Source organism: candidate division KSB1 bacterium, assembly GCA_034506395.1.
GTDB lineage: Bacteria > Zhuqueibacterota > Zhuqueibacteria > Thermofontimicrobiales > Thermofontimicrobiaceae > Thermofontimicrobium.
This window is the reverse complement of the sequence record JAPDPQ010000007.1, coordinates 143,140-163,641: the sequence shown is the minus strand read 5'-3', so window position 1 is coordinate 163,641 and position 20,502 is coordinate 143,140. Positions and strand designations below refer to the sequence as shown.

At 47.4% G+C, this 20,502-nt stretch carries 11 protein-coding genes; 4 read left to right on the top strand and 7 right to left on the bottom strand.

The window, feature by feature from the left end:
• Positions 1–168: 168 nt before the first annotated feature.
• Complete coding sequence (locus ONB37_06840; protein ID MDZ7399859.1) at positions 169–1,308, bottom strand: hypothetical protein; 1,140 nt, start codon at positions 1,306–1,308, stop codon at positions 169–171.
• A 383-nt stretch (positions 1,309–1,691) separates the two neighbouring features.
• Here ONB37_06840 and ONB37_06835 point away from each other — a divergent pair, with 383 nt between their 5' ends.
• The 4 genes from ONB37_06835 (at position 1,692) to ONB37_06820 (ending at position 8,686) form a co-directional block, all read left to right on the top strand.
• Entirely contained in the window at positions 1,692–3,278 is a 1,587-nt protein-coding gene (locus ONB37_06835) for a GMC family oxidoreductase (GenBank protein ID MDZ7399858.1), read from the top strand.
• Positions 3,279–3,310: 32 nt separating this feature from the next.
• A complete protein-coding gene (locus ONB37_06830) occupies positions 3,311–4,039 on the top strand; it encodes an MBL fold metallo-hydrolase (GenBank protein MDZ7399857.1) in 729 nt (242 codons plus the stop codon).
• Between the two features lie 163 nt (positions 4,040–4,202).
• Positions 4,203–4,730 carry a class IV adenylate cyclase gene (locus ONB37_06825; protein ID MDZ7399856.1) on the top strand — a complete coding sequence of 176 codons (528 nt, stop codon included), beginning with the start codon at positions 4,203–4,205 and terminating at the stop codon, positions 4,728–4,730.
• 425 nt (positions 4,731–5,155) lie between these two features.
• Positions 5,156–8,686: a S8 family serine peptidase gene (locus ONB37_06820; protein ID MDZ7399855.1), complete on the top strand. Its 3,531-nt coding sequence runs from the start codon at positions 5,156–5,158 to the stop codon at positions 8,684–8,686.
• Positions 8,687–8,898: 212 nt separating this feature from the next.
• Here the strand turns inward: ONB37_06820 and ONB37_06815 are convergent, their stop codons facing one another.
• From ONB37_06815 to sprA, 6 genes are all read right to left on the bottom strand, one after another.
• Positions 8,899–10,590 carry a peptidase gene (locus tag ONB37_06815; protein ID MDZ7399854.1) on the bottom strand — a complete coding sequence of 564 codons (1,692 nt, stop codon included), beginning with the start codon at positions 10,588–10,590 and terminating at the stop codon, positions 8,899–8,901.
• A gap of 162 nt (positions 10,591–10,752) precedes the next feature.
• Positions 10,753–11,529, bottom strand: coding sequence for an energy transducer TonB (locus tag ONB37_06810; protein ID MDZ7399853.1), 777 nt, complete (start codon positions 11,527–11,529; stop codon positions 10,753–10,755).
• Positions 11,526–11,921, bottom strand: coding sequence for a biopolymer transporter ExbD (locus ONB37_06805; protein ID MDZ7399852.1), 396 nt, complete (start codon positions 11,919–11,921; stop codon positions 11,526–11,528). The genes ONB37_06810 and ONB37_06805 overlap by 4 nt, the downstream gene beginning before the upstream one ends.
• Positions 11,908–12,555, bottom strand: a complete 648-nt coding sequence (locus tag ONB37_06800; GenBank protein MDZ7399851.1) for a MotA/TolQ/ExbB proton channel family protein — start codon at positions 12,553–12,555, stop codon at positions 11,908–11,910. Before ONB37_06800 ends, ONB37_06805 begins: the two co-directional genes overlap by 14 nt.
• Before the next feature lie 457 nt (positions 12,556–13,012).
• Entirely contained in the window at positions 13,013–13,918 is a 906-nt protein-coding gene (locus ONB37_06795) for a M28 family peptidase (protein ID MDZ7399850.1), read from the bottom strand.
• 25 nt (positions 13,919–13,943) lie between these two features.
• On the bottom strand, positions 13,944–20,186 hold the full coding sequence (gene sprA / locus ONB37_06790) for a cell surface protein SprA (protein MDZ7399849.1): 6,243 nt from the start codon (positions 20,184–20,186) through the stop codon (positions 13,944–13,946).
• Positions 20,187–20,502: the final 316 nt, after the last annotated feature.

Below are 20,502 nucleotides of genomic sequence, written 5' to 3'. Positions count from 1 at the left end.
ATTATCATTCGGATTCCGTTTATTCCCCGATCAACATATTGCCATTAAACCAAGCGAATCGATGAAGAATTCTTTTTCTAAGGATCCTTGAGTGAAGGGCTTCTCATGAAACATCATCTCTCCAACTTTTAATTTGGATGAAACAACTTAATCCGATGATTTGGCTTGTTACGCCCCCAGTTTCTCGAATTCTCCGCTCAATAGAGCCAATTTCATGTCCATATAATACCGAAAATTATCCCATGACACATCAGGGGGAATGAGATGATCCACAGTAGGAATATAGCCCCCGGTCTCGATTAATGGGATGAGCTCTCGCAAGTGAGCCTGGATTGCGGTTTTGCCCTGCGCCAAAACGCGCTTATCGACACCACCCCAAAGGCGCAGGGAACTCCCAAACTGTTTCCTGACCTCGATCGGGTGAAAATCTGCCGCCCGTTCAATGGGCCAGAGGATATCGACGCCAGCATCCATGAGAAGCGAGATCAACTGGGTGGGATTGCCATCGGTATCCACGGCAAAATATTTCACGCCATGGCCCTTAAAAAATTCTACCATGCGTTTCAGATGTGGAAAGATAAATCGTTTGAAAGTCTCTGGGCTCAATAATGGTCCGGTCTTCATGGACATGTCCTCATTGAGCGTGAAATATTCGACATCGATCTTTTGTAACACTGGCCGACTGGTTTCAATGATGAAATCGGCAAAGAACTCCATCATCTCGTGCATCAGCTTCGGATAATCGTACCAGGCGTATGATAGGTTTTCCGTGCCCATAAATTCCCGCGCCCGCCAGTAGAACCCATTGGCCGCACAATTCTCCCCAAGCACCAGTGGATAGTCCCGCTTTTGCCAGCGCTGAATCCTCTGGTCTAAATCCCGAGGATAGCGCTCTGGAATGGCAGCAGTGAGCCGGCGTTTGATGTCTGCAAAATCCTCTGGCCGTTCAATGGGAAACTTCAAATATTGATCCATGCATAACCGAAAACCGTCGACCTCGCCTTGTTTCAGCTCTTTTCGAACGATGCCCAATTTGTCACGCTCAATTTTATATTCATCGGTTTCCTCGATGACCTCGGGTTCGAACTCTGGGATGAAACCATAGTTCACTGGGATATACTCGCGCGGGTCAAGCTCCAAACCTGGCGCTCCATCGAACCATAACCAGGGAAAATCAGGGTCGCACTGAAAGCCCTCCTTTCGCCATCGAACAAGGGTTTGGATCCATATACCCATCTCATGGTTAGGACGCCGGTCAGAAGGTTGGTACTCCATGCAGGCAAGAAATCGTTGCAATGGCGTTGCCATAGGGTTTTCCTTGTCACTTAAGTAAATCGTGGTTATCGTAATGCGATTTGATATCTTTGCTCAGTCAAACCGTGGCGATGAATATACAAAAAAAATCTTCCATTGTCAAGCACAAGACCAATAAAGTTCACGAGGCTGTATCCGACAAAGGTTTTGAATGGTGATGATGATAGCGCGACCAAAGAATATTTCGTTGACAAAACCAGAAAGATTTGTTATATTCAATGCCAAAGTTCAGAGGTCGATCAAACAGGGTTATATTGGAAATCACATAAGCTGCAGGCAAAAATAGCGGTTGTTACCGCAAAAGCTCCAATAAAGCGCGGCTGCTGAATCCATAATAAGCATCAAAAATGCCCCAAATGGAAACTCGGAGGAATGGAATGATTTACGATTTTATTGTAATCGGTTCTGGTTTCGGCGGTAGTGTGGCGGCGTTGCGGCTGGCTGAAAAAGGTTATACGGTATGCGTGATCGAAAGTGGGAAGCGATGGCAGGCAAAGGATTTTCCTAAGACCAATTGGTCATTTTGGAAGTTTCTCTGGGCGCCAGCATTTTTTTGTTATGGAATTCAACGCATTCAATTTTTGAACCATGTGGTCATCCTTGGAGGAGCTGGCGTTGGGGGCGGCAGCTTGGTCTACGCTAACACGCTCTTCGTACCTCCAGACAGCTTTTTCAACGATCCCCAATGGCGGGGGCTAGTGCCAGATTGGAAGGCGGAGCTGATGCCGTTCTATGAGACCGCAAAGAAAATGTTGGGCGTTGTGACAAATCCAAAGTTCTGGCCGACAGATTACATGCTCCTGGATTACGCTCGCGAGATCGGTCGTGAGGCCTATTTCAAGCCTTCGGAGGTTGGTGTATTCTTCGGCGAGCCGGGGGTGACGGTACCAGATCCTTATTTCGGTGGTAAAGGACCAGCCCGTACTGGATGTACGATGACAGGGCACTGCATGGTGGGCTGCCGCGATGGTGGAAAAAACTCCCTGGACCGAAATTATCTCTACTTGGCCGAGGGATTAGGGGTCAGAATCCTCCCCGAACACAAAGTCATCGATGTTAAACCAAATTCTAGCGGTGAATATATCATCACCGCGCAAAAAGTGACCGATTTCGTCATTAAACGAAAACTCGTCTTACGCGCTAAAGGCGTGGTGTTCGCGGCTGGTGTGATGGGGACTTTAGAATTGCTCTGGCGCTGTAAACAAGTCGGATCTCTGCCGAAGCTTTCTGACAAACTCGGACACTTCGTGCGCACCAATAGCGAGGTGCTCGCCGGCGTCACTTCCAAAAGGAATCAACAGCACTCATTAGGCGTATCGATTACTTCAAGCTTGTTCGTGAATGATAATACCCATATCGAACTGGTGCGCTATCCCAAAGGTTCAGATATCATGGCGATATTCGCTGGCATGATGACCGATGGTGGTGGCAAAATTCCTCGTCCATTGAAATTTTTATGGAATTCGATCCGGCATCCGCTGCAATTTTTGCGCACTCGGATCCCCATCAATTGGGGGCGCAATAGCGTCATTCTGCTGGTGATGCAAACGCTGGATAACCATCTCACTGTTTTGCGGAAAAGGCGCTGGTGGGCGCTATTTCGCACCGGATTAGTATCGAGGAATGAAGGCAAAAAAATTCCCACATACATTCCAGAAGCGAACCAAGCGTTACGTGCCATGGCAAAGCGGATGAATGCCATCCCACAAAACGCGATCACTGAAGTGCTGTTCAATATGCCCATGACTGCCCACATTCTTGGGGGGTGCATCATTGGAAAGGATAAAGAGCATGGTGTCATCGACATTTATCATCGGGTATTTGGCTACGAAAACATGTATGTCACCGATGCTTCAGCAATCCCAGCCAATTTGGGAGTAAATCCATCGTTGACTATTACAGCTATGGCTGAGCGCGCCATGAGCTATATTCCAAATAAAAACGCAAGCAAGATGAAGGGATAAAATTCAATAGCATGATCTTTAGGAGGCGAACCATGAAAGCACTGATGATCTCTTTGCTGATGGTGGTATCACTGCCAGCTTTGGCACAAAAAGCGTTTGTGACGGATACAATCCAAACATCGGCTGGCAAATTAGAAATCACCTTTATTGGCCACGGCACGCTAATGTTCAAATTCGGTGACAGGATCGTTCATGTGGATCCCGTGAGCCGCGAGGCCGATTATAATCGATTTCCGAAAGCGGATCTGATTTTGGTAACCCACGAACATGGTGATCATCTCGATCCCAAAGCCATTGAGGCGATCAAAACCGACCACACGACGCTGATTGTGACGGAGAGATGTTATGAAAAGATCAACGCAGGAATCGTAATGAAGAACGGCCAAATTCGTTCCTTCGGTGCAATTACAATTGAAGCGGTACCGGCTTACAACATCGTTCATAAAAGAGATTCGGGCCAGCCGTTCCATCCCAAAGGTGAGGGCAATGGTTACGTCATCACTTTTGGGGACAAACGAGTGTACGTGGCAGGGGATACCGAGAACACACCAGAGATGAAAGCCCTGAAAAAAATTGACATCGCATTTTTGCCCATGAATTTGCCGTATACCATGACACCGGAAATGGTGGCCGATGCCGCAAAGGCGTTTCGACCGAAAATCCTCTACCCATATCATTACGGATCGACAGATCCTAATCAGCTCATCGAATTGCTAAAAACCGAAAAAGATATCGAGGTGAGGATTCGTTCCATGAAATAGCCTCAAACTGGTACAATGGTGTTGATAGAACTGAAAACGCATTAGCGATGTCAATACCTTCAGAATCTCACTTGACTGCACTATGTTACAAGATCTTTGTTCCTTTTGGATGCGACGAACTGCGAACTTTGATTAATTTGACAATTTAACTGGCAAACTGTTCATGAATTTCATTAATGTTGAGATCAAGGCCCGGTGCGATGATCCAGACCGCATTCGGGCTATTTTAAAATCGCATCATGCCAAGTTTCACGGCAATGATCATCAGATCGATACTTATTTTCAGTGTGCAATGGGTAGGCTCAAGTTGCGCGAGGGAGATATTGAAAATTATTTAATCCATTACGAACGGGAGGATCGCTCTGGACCGAAACAGTCAGCCGTCACCTTATACCAACCCCAACCTGATTCATCCTTGAAGCAAATTTTAGCCAAAGCGTTGGGTATCTTGGTGGTGGTCGATAAACAGCGGGAGATCTATTTTATTGACAACGTGAAGTTTCACATCGATATGGTGAAGGGCTTAGGCTCATTTATCGAGATTGAAGCGATCGATCTGACTGGAGAAATTGGTGTAGAGCGTTTAAGGCAACAATGCAATTTTTACCGCGAGCTGCTTGGCATCCATCCCGATGCGCTCATCGCACGCTCTTATAGCGATTTGTTGCGGGAATCACGACAATCAGCATGAATTGCCCTTAGAATTTTATCGCTACCTGGGGCTAATCCATCAAACACCAATGCCTGCTTGATCGGTAAAAAGAATGGAAAGATTTAAGTCGCGTCTCTGTCCTCAATTGCCGACGATCCACTCTGACTTTCAACAGCATTGATCCAAATTTCCGAGAAGCCTATATTCGACACAGATCAAAAATATTTGCCGATTGTTTTTCCATTTCAAAAAATTATCTTGATTTTTCATCGAAGATTTATTAGCGTATGCCTCAAACTATTCACGCAGGCCGAGCGAACCTTTGAAGCTGCCGTATGTAATTCATAATCGCTCGAAATTACTGCTAATAGTGAAATCAGAAAGAGTCAAACCAGCAGCAAATGGGGCAAAAACCCGTTTATAGCTGAATTCTATCCTCCATAATTTGATGAAAGGGACCTGCTATGACTGCCAAACTTAAACGAATGATTGGCGCGATTCTGATCATTTTATTTTCTGGCAGCATGATTCTCGCTCAAGATTTTTCAAATGAGGCGATTAAAAAATGTTCGCCAGACCTGCGATTAATACTGAATAAAGAGCCTTCGCAATTGCAAAAATATCGCAATCTGTACAAGGTGGAAGCCAACGGGGAAATTATCAAATACCATGTCCTGTTTCGATTTAATGGTGCCGCTGCGCCCCAGCATGTACCAGGGGTCATTATTCAGGCGACAATTGGTTCAATTGCAACGGCCGTCGCCAGCTGCGACGGATTGATCAATTTGGCGAACCATCCTGCCATTGAGTGGATTGAGCCATCCCGATTTCTGTCCCCTTGCCTGGATGTGAGCCGCGTTTCCACTGAGGCGGACAAATTGTACAATGGCAATCCCTCGTATCGCGGAGATGGAGTATTGGTCGCCATATTCGATTCAGGGATCGACTGGCGACATGAGGATTTCATTGACAACTCAGGCAAATCGCGCATCTTATACTTGTGGGATGTCACGGATGACGCCGGCCCGCATCCTGCTGGGTTCAATTATGGCACTGAATATACCCAGGCGCAGATCAATGATGAGATCGACGGGAGTCCCACTGGATTGGTGCGACAAAAAGATGTTAGCGGACATGGCACGCATGTCGCTGGGATCGCTGCTGGAGATGGCTCGGCGACAGGCCATGGCTACGATGCTGGGCGCTACATTGGAATCGCGCCGCAGGCTGATCTGATCATCGTGAAAGGCGGAGCGGATGGTTTTTCGACTACCGATCAGGTGAATGGTACGGCGTACATCATGAACAAGGCTGAGCAACTGGGCCGGCCTGTGGTCATCAATTTTAGTCTGAGCGGCCATTGGGGGGCTCATGATGGGACTGAATTGCATGAGCAGGCGATCGATGGGGCGGTTGGACCCGGCAAGGCAGTAGTCGTGGCTGCAGCTAATGATGGCGGTAAGCCGCTCCACGCCAGTGGCATAGTTGAGCGCGGCAAATCCGTCACGGTTGATTTCACCGTCAAAAGCAACGTGACCGATTTCTGGATCAATCTCTGGCATGAGGGGAGCGATCGGATGTCTTTGACGATTACCACCCCCGATGGTTATACCACCCCAGCACGAACCTCTGGCAGCACAGATAGTGGTGTGCGCTGGGACACGAATAGCGGCCGGATCGAGTTAGTAGCAGCCTCGAAAAATATGTATAATCAGGATTATAATTTTATCATTGCAGTCAACGACGATGCAGGAAAACCAGTAGCGCCTGGGAACTGGAGCTTTACCCTCACTGGGGTTCAAATTGCCAACGGCCGATTCGATGCCTGGACTCAGCCGTGGAAAGTGGAATTTACTTCTCAGGTCGATTACACCATGTTGGTTGGAATCCCAGGAACAGCACGTCGCGCCATTACCGTGGCTTCCTATTGCACCAAGAAAAGCTGGACCGCTGAGAATGGGGACATTATCCGATATACATCCAATCCCAATCTCTGGGATATTTCGGATTTCAGCAGTCCTGGCCCCACGCGCGATGGTCGTCGCAAACCTGAATTAGCTGCACCAGGCCATGGCATTGCTTCAGCACGATCGCAAGACAGCAATCCAGAATCCAATAAAATTGTGGAAGATGGCTTACATGTCATCATGCAGGGCACCAGTATGGCCGCACCCCATGTCGCTGGGAGTATCGCGCTGCTACTACAAAAAAATCCCACCCTGACCCCAGAGCAAATTAAAGAAATATTGATCAACAGCGCCTGGACCGATAGCTATACTGGATCGGTCTGGAATGCTTCTTGGGGATGGGGAAAGCTGGATATTAAAGCAGCTATCGATATGGTGGAAGGGAGCGTAGCTGGAACAACCGCGCAGCATGACATCGGTTCGGTCAATTGTGGCCTATCCGATTGGGGCGCAGTCGGAAAAGAGTCCGGCGCTGATCCTGGCTTCCGATTCCCTGCCGCCAGCCAATACGACCATGGCTATGGTGGCTCACTGGTAGTCGGGGTCTGGGCAAAGGATGTGGCGGATAGCTATGGTGATCTAGAAATCAGCGATGATGATACCTGGCGCACCACTGCCACCGGCCAGTTCCGCATGACTGCCCCGGCCTTGAATTCGGATCAATATGGCTATGCCCAATTTGAAAAATACCTGCTTGCCCCGAACGGATTAACTCACGTTGTGGTCAATCAGCATAGCTATGCCTGGAAGACCAGCCCATACGATAAGTTTATCCTCCTCGATTACGAAATATACAATCTTGGCCCAATTCCATTGAACAATCTGCTAATAGGCTTTTATATGGATTGGGACTGTCAACCAAATTATCAAACCAATGAAGCGAAGTTCGATAGCGATTTGAATTTGGCCTATGTGTGGGATAACGGCAGCTCGGGCAATCCGTGCCTTGGCACCGTGTTATTGGGCGAATCCCCACATTCGTTCAAGATCATCGACAATAGCAAATCTGTTTACCCGCAAAGCGATCTGCCCGATGATATCATGTTTCAGCTTATGAATGCGCCTGGGATTATGGGCAGCATCGGCAAGGCCGATATATCGACTTTGCTTGCAGCGCCGAAGAAGAACCTGTCAGTGAATCAGCGAGCGGCGTTCACTATCGCGCTGGTAGCTGGCAACAATTTATCTGAGGTGCGACAGTCTGCGGCGCGTGCGAAAGAGAAATATGATGCGCTGCGGGCCCGTCGCATTGCCGCGCTATATTATGATGATGGCACGCCAGAGGGCGGTGCCAGTGTCTCGATAATCGGCGAGCGGTTGGCTGTGCGCTTTACGCCAACTATCTTTCCCGCCGTGCTAAAATTTGCTTCGTTTTATTGTCGCAATTCCAATCGATCGCTCAAACTCAATATCTATGACGATAATGGCGTCAGTGGCACACCAGGCACAGCGCTCCTATCGGCGCCAATTTCCATCACCCCGCAACCCAATAGCTGGAATCAGATCGATCTTTCCAATCGCAACTTGAAAATCACTTCCGGGGATTTTTACATCAGCCTAGAATGGACCGCCGCCGAAGAGCCAAGTATCGGATATGACGAAGAATTTCCGCACGCTGGCAGAAGCTGGTATTACAATTTAGCCAACTATCGGTGGACCAACTTCGTCGATTACGGCGATCCATGGGATAAGCGCGACCTGATGATCGGTGCTGGGCTGGAGAGCTCGCTTCCCATCGACGAACCGGGGCAAAATTCTATCCCAAAAGAATACTCACTGGCGCAAAATTATCCCAATCCATTCAATTCATCCACCACCATCGAGTATGCCTTGCCTGAAAAATCATGGGTAACGATCATCATTTACGATCTGCTCGGACGGGAAGTGATGTCATTAGTGAACGAGCATAAAGAGGCAGGATCCTATCAGATAAACTTTCATGCCAACGATCTGGCCTCTGGCATTTATTTTTATCGGATGCGCGCTGGACAATTTATCGATGTGAAAAAGATGCTTTTGATTCGATAATAACATGCATTTTTTTCTAGTGGGAGGATCAATCCAAATTCCATAATCAAATGGTTTTGACAAGTATTGAATTCATCAATCGCGCAAAGGGATGAACTGCTGAAATGATCATTGACCAAAAAAGCGGAACCCACGGATAAAAAAAGGCTGATATCGCCCCGCTGAATGGATAGCGTCACCAGCCTTTTTTCTATTGTCCAGACCTTAAGTCATTACATATTTATTCTGCTTCCCTCGATAGCTTCAATTTCGTAAATTGGCTTGATGTCGACAGGGATGCTCCCTAAATTTGCCAAGACCGCCTGCAAGGATGGATTCATAGCGCCATATTGCTCGATCAATTTTTTCGCTCTTTGATAATCCCCTTTGGCTTGAATCAGCAACAATTCATGAGCCAATGATCGGATCGCCGATCTGACTTGGTCATGGTTAACGCGAAATTTTTGGTTCTGATCATTGAATTCAACAGCGCCATTGGCAAGCAGATAATTAAATTGGATCATATTTGCTCGAGCATGGGCAGATTCGATACCGAACCGGACAGAGCGAAACATGCCTGCGAGATAAGTCACGTACAGGGTTTGCTCCAATGCTTTTGGAAATACACCTTTATCGATAAGAAATTGGACATTGTAATTGCCGCACACATCTGCCTTGGCTTCCTCAATCGTGGAATAAGTTTCGGCCAGCATTTTATTCACTGTAGTTTTTTCTCCGCTGGGCAAAGTGAGTGTCCCTGGCCCAAGGCCATGACTGACTTCATGTAGCAATACATGATTGAAATAGGCATCGAAAGAGAGATTGGGCAATTGTTCGGCATCTATGACTTTTTCAGCAATGGGGATCAAAATTTGCTCGAATTTGGCCGCCATGATATTTTTGAGCAGAACTTTCTTGCTCCCTTTAGCCTCGCGGACCCGCTCATCATTGGGCAGATTGAACGCAATGGTTTGAATTCCAGCGCGCGTGTCGCCAGCTGTGTAGATTTCTTGAACCACTTTAAATGGGGATGACTGACCTCGTTCGAAATTTTTATATTGATCCGGATAAGGGAGGTTCTGTTCCATGGCATTCAGATAGCCACCGATGGTCGCCAATTTTTGGCTTTCAACTGGATCGACAACGGTGATAAACGACTCAAACGCGGCCTTGTAACCGAGCAGGGCATCCTCATAGACCTCATAAGGACCAATAACCACCTCGATCGGGCTATCCAGATCCATCCAATCCATATCGCTTTGGTAATAATCATTGCTGAGGAATGCTTCGGCACGGCTGGTGAGATAACGCTTCAGCGACGCATTGTCAGCCAGATCCGCTGCCTCTCGCAACAGTTTGGCGGCTGGCACTAATAAATCCTTATAGGCTTCAGAATACGGTATCGCAACCAGCCGATCTCCAGAACGCCGGATGATCGTAAAATTGCTCTCAAATGCCTCCTTGTCCTCAGGATGTTTTGCTATCCAATCGAAGAAATCATCTTTGGTTAAATCCTCTGGATAATAATTCGCTCCCAACGGCTTGGGAGTGGCGACCAGAAATGGTTTGTTTTCCTCTAAACGGTCGAACGGACCGTACATAATCTTGAAATAGTCTAGAAAGACCCTATCTTGCGGCTGTCTTGATTTTAATAGCGCCTTTTGGATCGCTTCATTATGCGCATAAACCTGCCTTAAAAAGATCTGGTCGATCAGTTTTGCGGCCGCAACTAATTTTAGCACCACCTGATGATCGCGCTCTGAGAGGATTGATCGGTCATAACTGATCCGTACCGGAGCAAATTTGGCTAATTGATCTTGAACATAACTAACATCAGCTCGTTGCAGTTCCATGGTGCGTTCGCAATTGATAAAGATAAAAATCATGACGAGCAAGATCGCTACACTTTTTTTAGGGTGATTCATGTCCCTCTCTCCTTCAATTCTTATGCCAATGACTGAATTCAAACCAAAGCTTAATAATTTTTAAATCATCTTATTTCACACCCAATTTTCACGGGATGCCAATATTGAATTGGGTAATTGAACCGAGCATTTATTCATATTGGTGAGTTTAAGACTTCAGGCTTATTTTAATAGATAGCGAAATGTAATGACGCCGCGCTCGACGCGTTGTGGCACGTCAGGTGGCAGGGGATTGAATTTCCATTGTCTCAGCGCGTCCAGGGTGATTTTTTCTAATATCGCATCCGATTTTATTACCGGGATCATTTCTCCTACATCGCCATTGGGCAGAATGGTGAAGCTGATCTTGATGGTCGCCATCACTTGTCGATCCTGTGGATATTCGGGGATGAGCTTGAAAACAACGGTTCGTCCTGCTGCTTGACCTTCTATATGAAATGGTGCTTGACCTGAGGTGTCAGAACTGATGGCCGTCGTGGGGAGCGGCTTATCAGTTGGCGTCAGCCCCTCGCTTTTTGATACAATAGGATGCTGCTCAGCACCAACCGGAGCTTGCTGCAACTGTGGTGAGATGTCACGATCCTTCGCTGCGCTCGGCTCTAGGATCGTTTTGGGTTGTTCCTGGGGGATCTGTTTGGGCAGCTCTGGCATTTTTAGCGGTTGTTCATCCTCCGGTATAGGGCGCGGCGGCAAATTCACCACATCTGAAGCTTCGGCCTGGTGCTCCTGATCGATTCTTGCGGTAGGAGCGGGTTGTTCAGCGGCCAACACTGACGCTTGCCAAGTTGGGCCGCTGATGAACACGATCTCGGTGAACTCTGCCGGCCGAGGTAGTAAATCCAATTGGATTATGAAAAAAATCAGCAAGAGGATCAAATGCAGCAGGATCGATATTCCAGCGGCCAGCCGAGCCCTTCTATCTTTCAAAATTATCGTCATGGGTTCGCTCCTGGTTGCGTCGCAATTAGGAATTTTTGGGCACCAGCCATTTTGGCCAGATCGATAATTTCGATGGCCTGTTCCAAAGTTAAATCCTTATCGGCCTGGATCACCACCAATTTCTCAGGGGAAACTTTTAGGAGCCCGCTCAATTTTTCCGCCAGCTCGCTTCTGAGCACCAGTTGGCTGTTCAGATAAATTGTCTGCTTTTTCGTGATCGTCAGGTAAATCCGATCTTTGGTTTCCACCTGGCCAGTAATGGCCTTGGGGAGAGAAACCTTAATGCCGGGCTGAACGAAAAACGAAGACGACAACAAAAAGAAGATCAAAAGCAACAGCACGATGTCGGTCAATGAAATTGGAGAAAAGGTGGTGATCTTAGTTCGTTTCATCTGAAAATCCATCGCGCGACTCCCCTTTTTCGATGAGCATGTCTAACAGGGCAGTGGAGCTATCCTCCATTTCGAACACCACATCCTCCACCTGTCCCTGAAGCCAATTATAGCCGATCAGTGTGGGGATGCCCACCACGAGCCCGGCGGCGGTGGTGACCAGCGCCTCCCAGATCCCACCAGCCAGAACGCTGGCATCCACATTGCCGCCGAGGTTTTGCACCTGGATGAATGCACGGATCATGCCAGTCACCGTACCCAAAAATCCAAGTAGCGGGGCAATGGCGGCAATAGTGCTCAGAACCCCCAGCCCTCTCTCTAAATTGTGGATTTCAACTTTCCCGGTGCTTTCGATCGCCTCTTTGATCTCGATGCGCGGGCGATTGTAACGCTCCACTGCAGCTTTGGTGATTTTGGCAACCGGGGCGGTAGTCCGCTTGCATAACAGAATCGCCTCACCAATCCGATTTTTGAGAATCAGCGCTTTCACCTGCAAAATGAAACTTCGCGCGTTTATCTTCGCTTTGCGCAAGAATAGCCAGCGCTCGACAATAATCGTTACAGCGATCAAAGAGCATAGCAAAATCGGGATGATCAGTACACCGCCTTTCAACACGATTTGAAGCAAACTCATCGTACCTCCTGGACAAATTGATTGCTCCATTTATAGCCTAGTTTCAGATTCCTGCAACGCTCAAATAATATTCCATCTCATGCCGGCGAATACGAGCAATTTTCAACTACTTGATTGATCGAACAACAAGCCCCTGCTGGTGCAAGAGTAATTTATATTTGCTCATCATCTTATTTGATAGAACTCAAAATCTATTTTTCGAAGCGAGGCTTTCTTTTGAAACCACACGTCAAAATCGATGGTTGCTCGCCAAATTCATGGCAACTTCGGCAGCGATAGTTACAACTGTGAACCTCACTGCCTCTGCTGCTGAAATAACATCACAGTCATTCATTTGGTGAAGAATTTTTAGGTATGCTTGCTAGGGCAGAACGAGCGATCGCGAGATCGCTGAAAAGTCGTTGCTAAAAAACACCGTGTCAAAAATGCCACGAATTTGTAATGGGCATAACCTCCATCACTCATAAATCACGCCCAAGACCACCCGGCCGACGTTTTCGAGGCTTTTGGGGCTACATTTATCGGGCGTGTCTTCGATGGTGTGCCAATATTTATAATCGAAATCGATGATATCGATAGTGGGAATCCCGATTTCCAACAAATTGAGATGATCGTCATAGACATCAAATTTGATCTCAGGGATAAATTCGGAGATGCCTAGTTGATCTGCTTTGCGCCAGACGCGTTCCACCACAGGTCGCGCGAAACGATGCGAGTTTTGTTCAATATAAATTTGTTGATCCGCATCGCCCACCATATCCAAAAGGATCCCAAATTCAGGCCGGAAATTGCGGACCACTTGGCTGGCAAACTGTTTTGAGCCCAATGCCCAGGTGTCATTTCGCCCATAACTGCCAAAATCTTCAGCATCGAACAACACAATATCAACGCCATATTTGGGAGGCGATAGCTTCAAAATTCGGGCGATTTCCAGCAGGATTGCAACGCCAGAGGCCCCGTCATTGGCCCCAGGAACAGGTTTTTTGCGATTGGCCGGGTCTGGATCGAGATCCGCCCAGGGCCGTGTATCCCAATGCGCGCATAAAAGGACACGACGCGGATTGTTCATCTGAAAATTCGCGATGATATTGTAACACGAGACTCGCTTTTGATCGGGTCCCATCATCGCCTGAAACGGCTGTTGCATCACTCGGTCGGCGTAGCTCTGAAGCGTGCTCATGAGATAATCGCGACAACTCAAATGGGAGGGCGTTCCTGGCACTCGAGGGCCAAATTCACATTGCTTTACCAGATATTGAAATGCATTGCGGCTGTCGAATTTGGGAACCACCTGACTGCGACAGCCGGGGACAATCAACAATAGAAGCAATAGAGGTAGTTGAGCAGAGCGTATCAATTTCATTTGTATCGCCATGGCAAGCTAATTCCTATCGACCGCTGATGAGAATGCTGACGTGAATGCCAAATTCTTTAATCGTTGTATCGCCCACCATCTTATTGCTGTTCTTGCCGATCTTGAGATTCATGCCCCCGCGTACATTTTGGCTGAACGAATACGTGAGCCGCGGCTCGAAATTGAGCGATGAGGTCTCTCTGGTTGATGTCCAACCCTGATTGCCTAATTTCTGATAGCCAACATTCTTGTTCCAGCTTAGAGTGACCTGCATATCCATGTTGTTCTTCAGTTCTTTATTCTTCAAAAAAGGAAATGGCAGGCGCAAGCCGCCACTATGAGCGTAGGAACCAGTAATCGACAGGTCGGAACTTTCATTTTTTTGTCCGCCCGAGCCGCCCGACAAGGTGAGATTCACATCCTCGGACAGGTTGTAACGGATATTGACATTGATATTCTTTTTGAGCGTTAGATTAAAGCCAGCCAGCGGCCGAAATTGCTTGGTATAATTGATGCGAGTTTTCTTTTCCTTGTTATCCTGCCAAGAAAGCTGTCGCCGGCCAGAAAAATTATGATCAAAACTCATGCGCTGGACGAACTTCTTCAGGAAATTGAAGCGTTCTAGACCGGTCCAGCGCAGCGACCATTCTGGTATGTAAAATCCCTGCTTGGTCTGATCACCAGTGCCTTTGGTCTCCATAAAAAACCATGAATCCGAAAGGTCCCCAGTCTTTAGCGTTGTCTGATTCGTATTTTCATCATGACTAAATTTCAAACTGAGGTCCATTTGCTTGATGATATTGAAACCACTAGATAGGCCGATGCTTTTCGATTCGCGGAACGACATATTATTGGTCCCAGCACTGGCAACGCTGGGAATCCCTGTGGAGTCGGTCAGGCCAAACATATAGCGCAGCGGCGGCAAGCCACCACTGGGATCCAAACCAGATTGACTGGAGTTTTTTCGCTCAGTCACATTGATATTGATGGGTTGAATTCGGCTGGTGAAAAATTGCAATCCACTGCCAACCATCTTCCAAGGGCTCAACCCGGATTGTTTTTTCTCATCTGGTTTGTCTTTTTTGTCCGATTTCTTTTGCAATGTTTCTTCATCTAACTGTGCCTTTGATGGTGTCCTGGGTGGCTTAGCGGGCACCTTTGGAGTCGGACGAAAGATCGATTTGACCAGTTGATCCGCATCGAATGTTAAGTTTCCGGTTATCGAGATGTTATTGGATGCGCTGCGCCCCCGATCCTTGAGTTGCAAATTGTTGCTGAACTTGAAGCCGGCTGATTGGGTGAAACTTGTTTTCAACCAGCGGAAGAACTGAGGATTATAACGGGTGCTGAACGATTGGTCGATATCGGTGAGCTCGCCAATCTCAAATTTGCGCAAAGATCCCCAGGGATCGGTCGAATTTCTCAAGTCATTTGTATACGAACGGGAAAAATCCACAGTGAGGCTTCTAAACGGCTGAACACCTAATTGAATGTCGCGCGAGACGATCGCTTGACGATTATTGGTCGACACACTATCGCGCGTCAACGCTCGAGAGCTTGAGATATTGCCTGAGGTCCTAACGTTGAACGTCGTTGGGAGATAATAAAACTCCATTTCAGCTAACTTCTTGATGATTGGGGCATTTCCCAACCATTTGAACGGTCGGATCGATTTATCTCTCGGAAATGGGATGCCATAGCTGATGTTGGCCGCATGGCTCTGGCGCGTTGAGTAGAAATGCGTAGACGTGGTATCGTACGACTGGGCGGTATTGTAACTCACCGAAAGTTGATCGAGTGTGTTTTTGATAAAGAAATTATTGGAGCGAGTGTTCTTTTTCAGCGATACCCCCCAGCCGAAGCTTTCGCTGGCGCTTCGGCTGATCATTTGCTTTTCAAGAGTTGCATTTTGATAGAGAATATCGCTGCCTGGTAAATATTTAGGGGTGGCCACTCTTCGCGAATAATTAAAGTTCATCGGCAATGAAAACCCCCAGGATTGTGGGAGAAACTTATGAAGTGACACATTGCCGCTGAGATTCCCACTGGTCTCATTATCCCCTCGGCCAAAGCGCTCGTTGATATTGTGAAAATCTGCGTCCTTTTTATTGATTTCGCCGTTGATCCCAAATACATCAGCCACCTGCAGCTCGACGCGGGATCGATAAGCAAACCCTTTATCCTTTCGAACGCCAGAGAGTCGCCACTCATTGACCCAAATCTCGCCCCAGAACGGAAGATTATTATTGGTGCTATATGGTGAATCGACATTGGAGATATTTTTGACCCCTAGAACCAGTTGCCGAATATTGGTCAACGCCGGTCGACCCTTGATTCGATAGTGCCTAGTCCCATCAGCAAAACTTGAGTCGATAATCCCAGTAATGGGATTGTAGAGGGTAGAATCTTGTTTTAATGCAGCGATTGCCGCCAGATCGATTTCCATGTCATTCCCCTCCCAGCCCTCGAACACCAGCGTGCGATATTCGAAATAATTGTTGTCATCCGAACCAAATCGGACAAACAATTCAATGCTCGTTTTGTCTTTGGAAAAATTAGTCCCCAGTGCATCTCCCCCATGGATGAACATCTTCATCTTTTTGTAGGTGATGTAATTTTCAGATTGGAAGAACGTTTTGCGAAGGATGCCACTGGCGCCAGGTTTCAAGCCATTGATCTGCATGACGAGCGATTGTTCTTTCGATTCGATGCGATAGACTCGATCAATCACCCCGCGGACGCCTGGCGGCGGAATATAGTCATCGTTATCGTGTGTGTTGGTCACCGCCGCTACCACCGTTGTATCGTTGGATGCATCGTATGGGCTAAGGTCATCTAATGCCACTCCCATCTCGCGCCAATCATTGCCGACCAGATTAATTTCCGCTATTTCGATTTGGGTTTCTGTGGCAGTGCTATCGATCCAGATACGAGCGAATTCGATTCGAGATTTATCTGGGTTGCCAACTTTCTTCTTGTAATCGATCAACGGAATGCGATACATGCGCCAGCCATAGGGATTATCCTGACCACCTTTGATGTAAGCAGTGTCGGGATGATCTTCGGCCAGCGAAATGCTGTATTCAAAATAGTCGTTGCGCATATCCAGCGAGCCGTTATTATTGAGGTCTTCACTATCAGGGTATCGGCCGCCCGGATCGCGCTCATTTCCCTCTGTTCCATTGATGTATTCGTAGTTGCTACTGCCAGTGGCGTACTCCCAATCGTCATAGCTGATTGGCTCACCTTCATCCCGCACCCCGTTCCTATTAATGTCCCACCAATCCTCGGGGTCGCGGCCCTTCATTCCATCGATGCCTGTGTCCTCTCCGGTGTCGAGCAAATTGTTCTTGATCCCATTGATCGGGATATCTTCCGTATCTAACATTCCATTCGGGATCACGTCCTCGGAAATTTGTCCCAGGTCAATGTGCAGCCGCGCTTTGCTGTTATTGCGCTTCACCCAGATCTCGATGAACTTCGTATCTGATTGATCCGCATATCCAGCCGATAGCCAGCGCATGATGCCGCCCCATGATTGTTCGGGCCGATAATCTGGGTCGTTGGGGAGCTGCTCTTTTTTCACTGGCTCAAAATTCATCACCAGCACATGTACTCGCTGGGGAGTATTGGGATTATGGGTATCGCGATTGGGCCAGATTTCATTGATCGCGCGCTGCTCATACGGGTTCCACCATTTCAATCTTCCCCGCTTTTTATAGACATTGAAAGTGGTCCGCCAATCATTGGTCGGGTCCGGAATCCGTCCCACCTCCAATGGCGATGAACACTCTCGCCAGGCATTGCGGATAACGCCCAGTGGGGTAATCTTTTTGGCAGCTTCAAAATCATCGATATAAGCGACGCCGTCAGGGTCTTTGGTCGATTCATTATTTAGCGTATTGGGATTGGGAAGGATTTGGGCGATCTCGCCCTCAAAATTGAAGCGCGATGGGGCTTTGGTTGATATGATGGGAAACGCATCGATCGCCCGAGTCAGGAAATTGGGTTCGAACTTGATTGAACTATTGATATCCCAGATCAAATTCCGCATCGGACCTTTATCCACCCGTACCTTCTGATCCAGCGTGCTCTGATTCATATACAAAAACGTGCCGCCGATGAACGAGTTCTCCCAGAGCTTATATTCTCCGCGCATCCCGAGCAGCGTTTTCTTTTCCAATTGGAACATCTCATTGCGTTGATAATTGACTTGGACGTTCGCTGCTGGATTGGTTGCCTCCTCGCGCAAGATGGTGAGCTTACCAGAGTAGTAGTCGATGATATAATCAGTATCCTTCCTAAGCCGCTGGCCATTGAGGATCACTTCCTCTGAGCCTTCGATCACATTAAACCCCAGATCGTAATTGGCGCTACGGTTCTTCGATTTCACCTGAATATAGAACTTGCTATCGTTGATGATCTCGCTCTGGATGGTGGAATTGTACATTTTGGTGACGAACTTCTCTTTTGGGAGCTCGATATTTTTCTCTGCATCCCCATCAAAGGCATATGATTGGGCGAACGGCTCCAAACGCGGGAATTCCAATTCCCCCTCTCCCAACCGAATATAATTAGGGTTATCGTCCACCGCATTATCGGGATTGGGATTGCCATTGATGTCGAACCGATCCAGACCGAAGATCTTAAGATAGGAGTTCGAGCCGTAGGATTCCTCGTCATTTCCTGATGGGGTGTCGAAAAAAATCTTGAGCTCGAACCCGTTGGGGTCAATGTTCCGGGCACCTAAGTAATAGACGTTACGCTGCATCAGTTTCCAGGTGCGGTCGCTGGGGCGAGGCGTTTGAGGTTTAAGCATCCTCAAGAAAATGGTCGTTTGTGTCTGCGGATCGAACTCCACATCTCCATAAGTCACACCACCTTTGGTCCGATACGCTACCGCCAACATTTCATTATCAGACACTGGTACAAATAATTTTATCTTACCCAGATCGGTCCACAAAAAATAATCCTTCTGTTGCTCGAGGCGGATCCAGAAGCCACGAGCGTTTTCCGAGTTGATGATGGTGGTATCGCGCCGCGCCAAGGTCGCTGAGTCGGCAAATGCCCAGCCTCGAATTCGCCCTTCCCGTTGTTCATATCCAGGGCCAGATTTATAGAGTTCAAAACTGGTAATAATGCGATTTCCATTATAAGTTCGGGCACCAGTGGTGGGGTCAATTTTTTCATATTGGGAGCGGTACAGGCTATCCACAAAGAAATAGACGCCATTCATGAAATTATAATCCTTGATTACAAAACGGCCCTCTTCTGCACCGCCGGTAATCGTCAGCGTCTTATTCTCTCCTTTTTCTTGACTGGCAATGGTAGTTAAATGGAAATTGCCAATTTGGGATTCCGATTTGATGCCAAACAGGCCACTATTTTGAGCGCTAAACGATACAAATCGCGTAGCTGGTAGCGATAATGAAATGTTCCCAGCTTGAACCGACTGGAGGATCTCGTCATCATAGCCAGTGTAATTCAATTTTACCGTATTCTCGAAATCAAATGGCCGCTCGCTGTCCTGATCCACGCTGACAGTTACCTTGTCGCCCACATTGCCCTGAACTTTGAAATTTTGGGTTTGCTCCATTTTAAAATTGTAATTGGAGCCGCGGCTCAATGCGTCACGAACCTGGCTGCGACTTTCATGACGCAACCCACCCTGAATATTGATCTGCCCTGTGACAGATAATGAGACGCGATCGCCCCCGAAGATGGTCTGGAAGGCACGGCTGCGGATCCGCACCGGAATCGCGATTTCAATTCCACCTTTATTCTGCTGATCCGATTTATCACCAGTGAGCTGGCGAATTTTATAATTCTGCCACAGAAGAATCTGATTTTGCTCTCGAAAATAGTCGGTGTATTCCTTCAAAGTATATCTGGCTGGCAAATGAACTTGCTGGCCAAACATGGTCTCCTGGATCGTGACATACTGACCAGTGCTGTCGATTTCGACGTTTCGTTTCAAGCTGCTGGGAGTTAACTTGAGCAGGGGACGACTGGGGCCATTTAGCGATAGCCACGGATCTGGCTGGCGATTGAACAGCGAAATTCCATATTGTTGATTGGAATTTAATTTCAATCCACAATAGCGATCTCGGTCAGAGCTAAAACCGGGAGCGGTTGCCATCAAGATGAATGAAAAAAAAATCGAAATCAAGACAATCTGCTGCGCTGGAGATTTCGATCCGATTTTAATACCAAATACCATGAATTTCGTCGTGTTATTTGACAGCTCTCGAATGGACTCAATAGTTAAACTTGCCATGATGCTAAAGGTTCAGGATAAATTTCGTCCCTGAATCCAGGATTGAATGAATATTCGATTTGAATTCCTAAAATTGCTTAAAAAGCATCACGAAAGAACTGCTTGGCCGCAGATAGAAATCATAGAGAGAGAGCCATTCGCTCTCCTATTTTCACCTTCGACCAACAGGGAACGGAATTGAATATTTATGGGTGATGTACGCCGGGCATACAATGCCTTATTGCTAATAAATATGCAAGACTGTATCAATGGCACCAGCGACCATTCTGGCCCATGACAACCCAGCTACAATTCAAATTGAACCAAAAAAATTTGC

Coding starts and splice junctions, on each gene's coding strand:
- ONB37_06800 (MDZ7399851.1), bottom strand. CDS start 12,555: ATGAGTTTGCTTCAAATCGTGTTGAAAGGCGGTGTACTGATCATCCCG.
- ONB37_06795 (MDZ7399850.1), bottom strand. CDS start 13,918: ATGAAATTGATACGCTCTGCTCAACTACCTCTATTGCTTCTATTGTTG.
- sprA (MDZ7399849.1), bottom strand. CDS start 20,186: ATGGCAAGTTTAACTATTGAGTCCATTCGAGAGCTGTCAAATAACACG.
- ONB37_06815 (MDZ7399854.1), bottom strand. CDS start 10,590: ATGAATCACCCTAAAAAAAGTGTAGCGATCTTGCTCGTCATGATTTTT.
- ONB37_06825 (MDZ7399856.1), top strand. CDS start 4,203: ATGAATTTCATTAATGTTGAGATCAAGGCCCGGTGCGATGATCCAGAC.
- ONB37_06835 (MDZ7399858.1), top strand. CDS start 1,692: ATGATTTACGATTTTATTGTAATCGGTTCTGGTTTCGGCGGTAGTGTG.
- ONB37_06820 (MDZ7399855.1), top strand. CDS start 5,156: ATGACTGCCAAACTTAAACGAATGATTGGCGCGATTCTGATCATTTTA.
- ONB37_06840 (MDZ7399859.1), bottom strand. CDS start 1,308: ATGGCAACGCCATTGCAACGATTTCTTGCCTGCATGGAGTACCAACCT.
- ONB37_06830 (MDZ7399857.1), top strand. CDS start 3,311: ATGAAAGCACTGATGATCTCTTTGCTGATGGTGGTATCACTGCCAGCT.
- ONB37_06805 (MDZ7399852.1), bottom strand. CDS start 11,921: ATGAAACGAACTAAGATCACCACCTTTTCTCCAATTTCATTGACCGAC.
- ONB37_06810 (MDZ7399853.1), bottom strand. CDS start 11,529: ATGACGATAATTTTGAAAGATAGAAGGGCTCGGCTGGCCGCTGGAATA.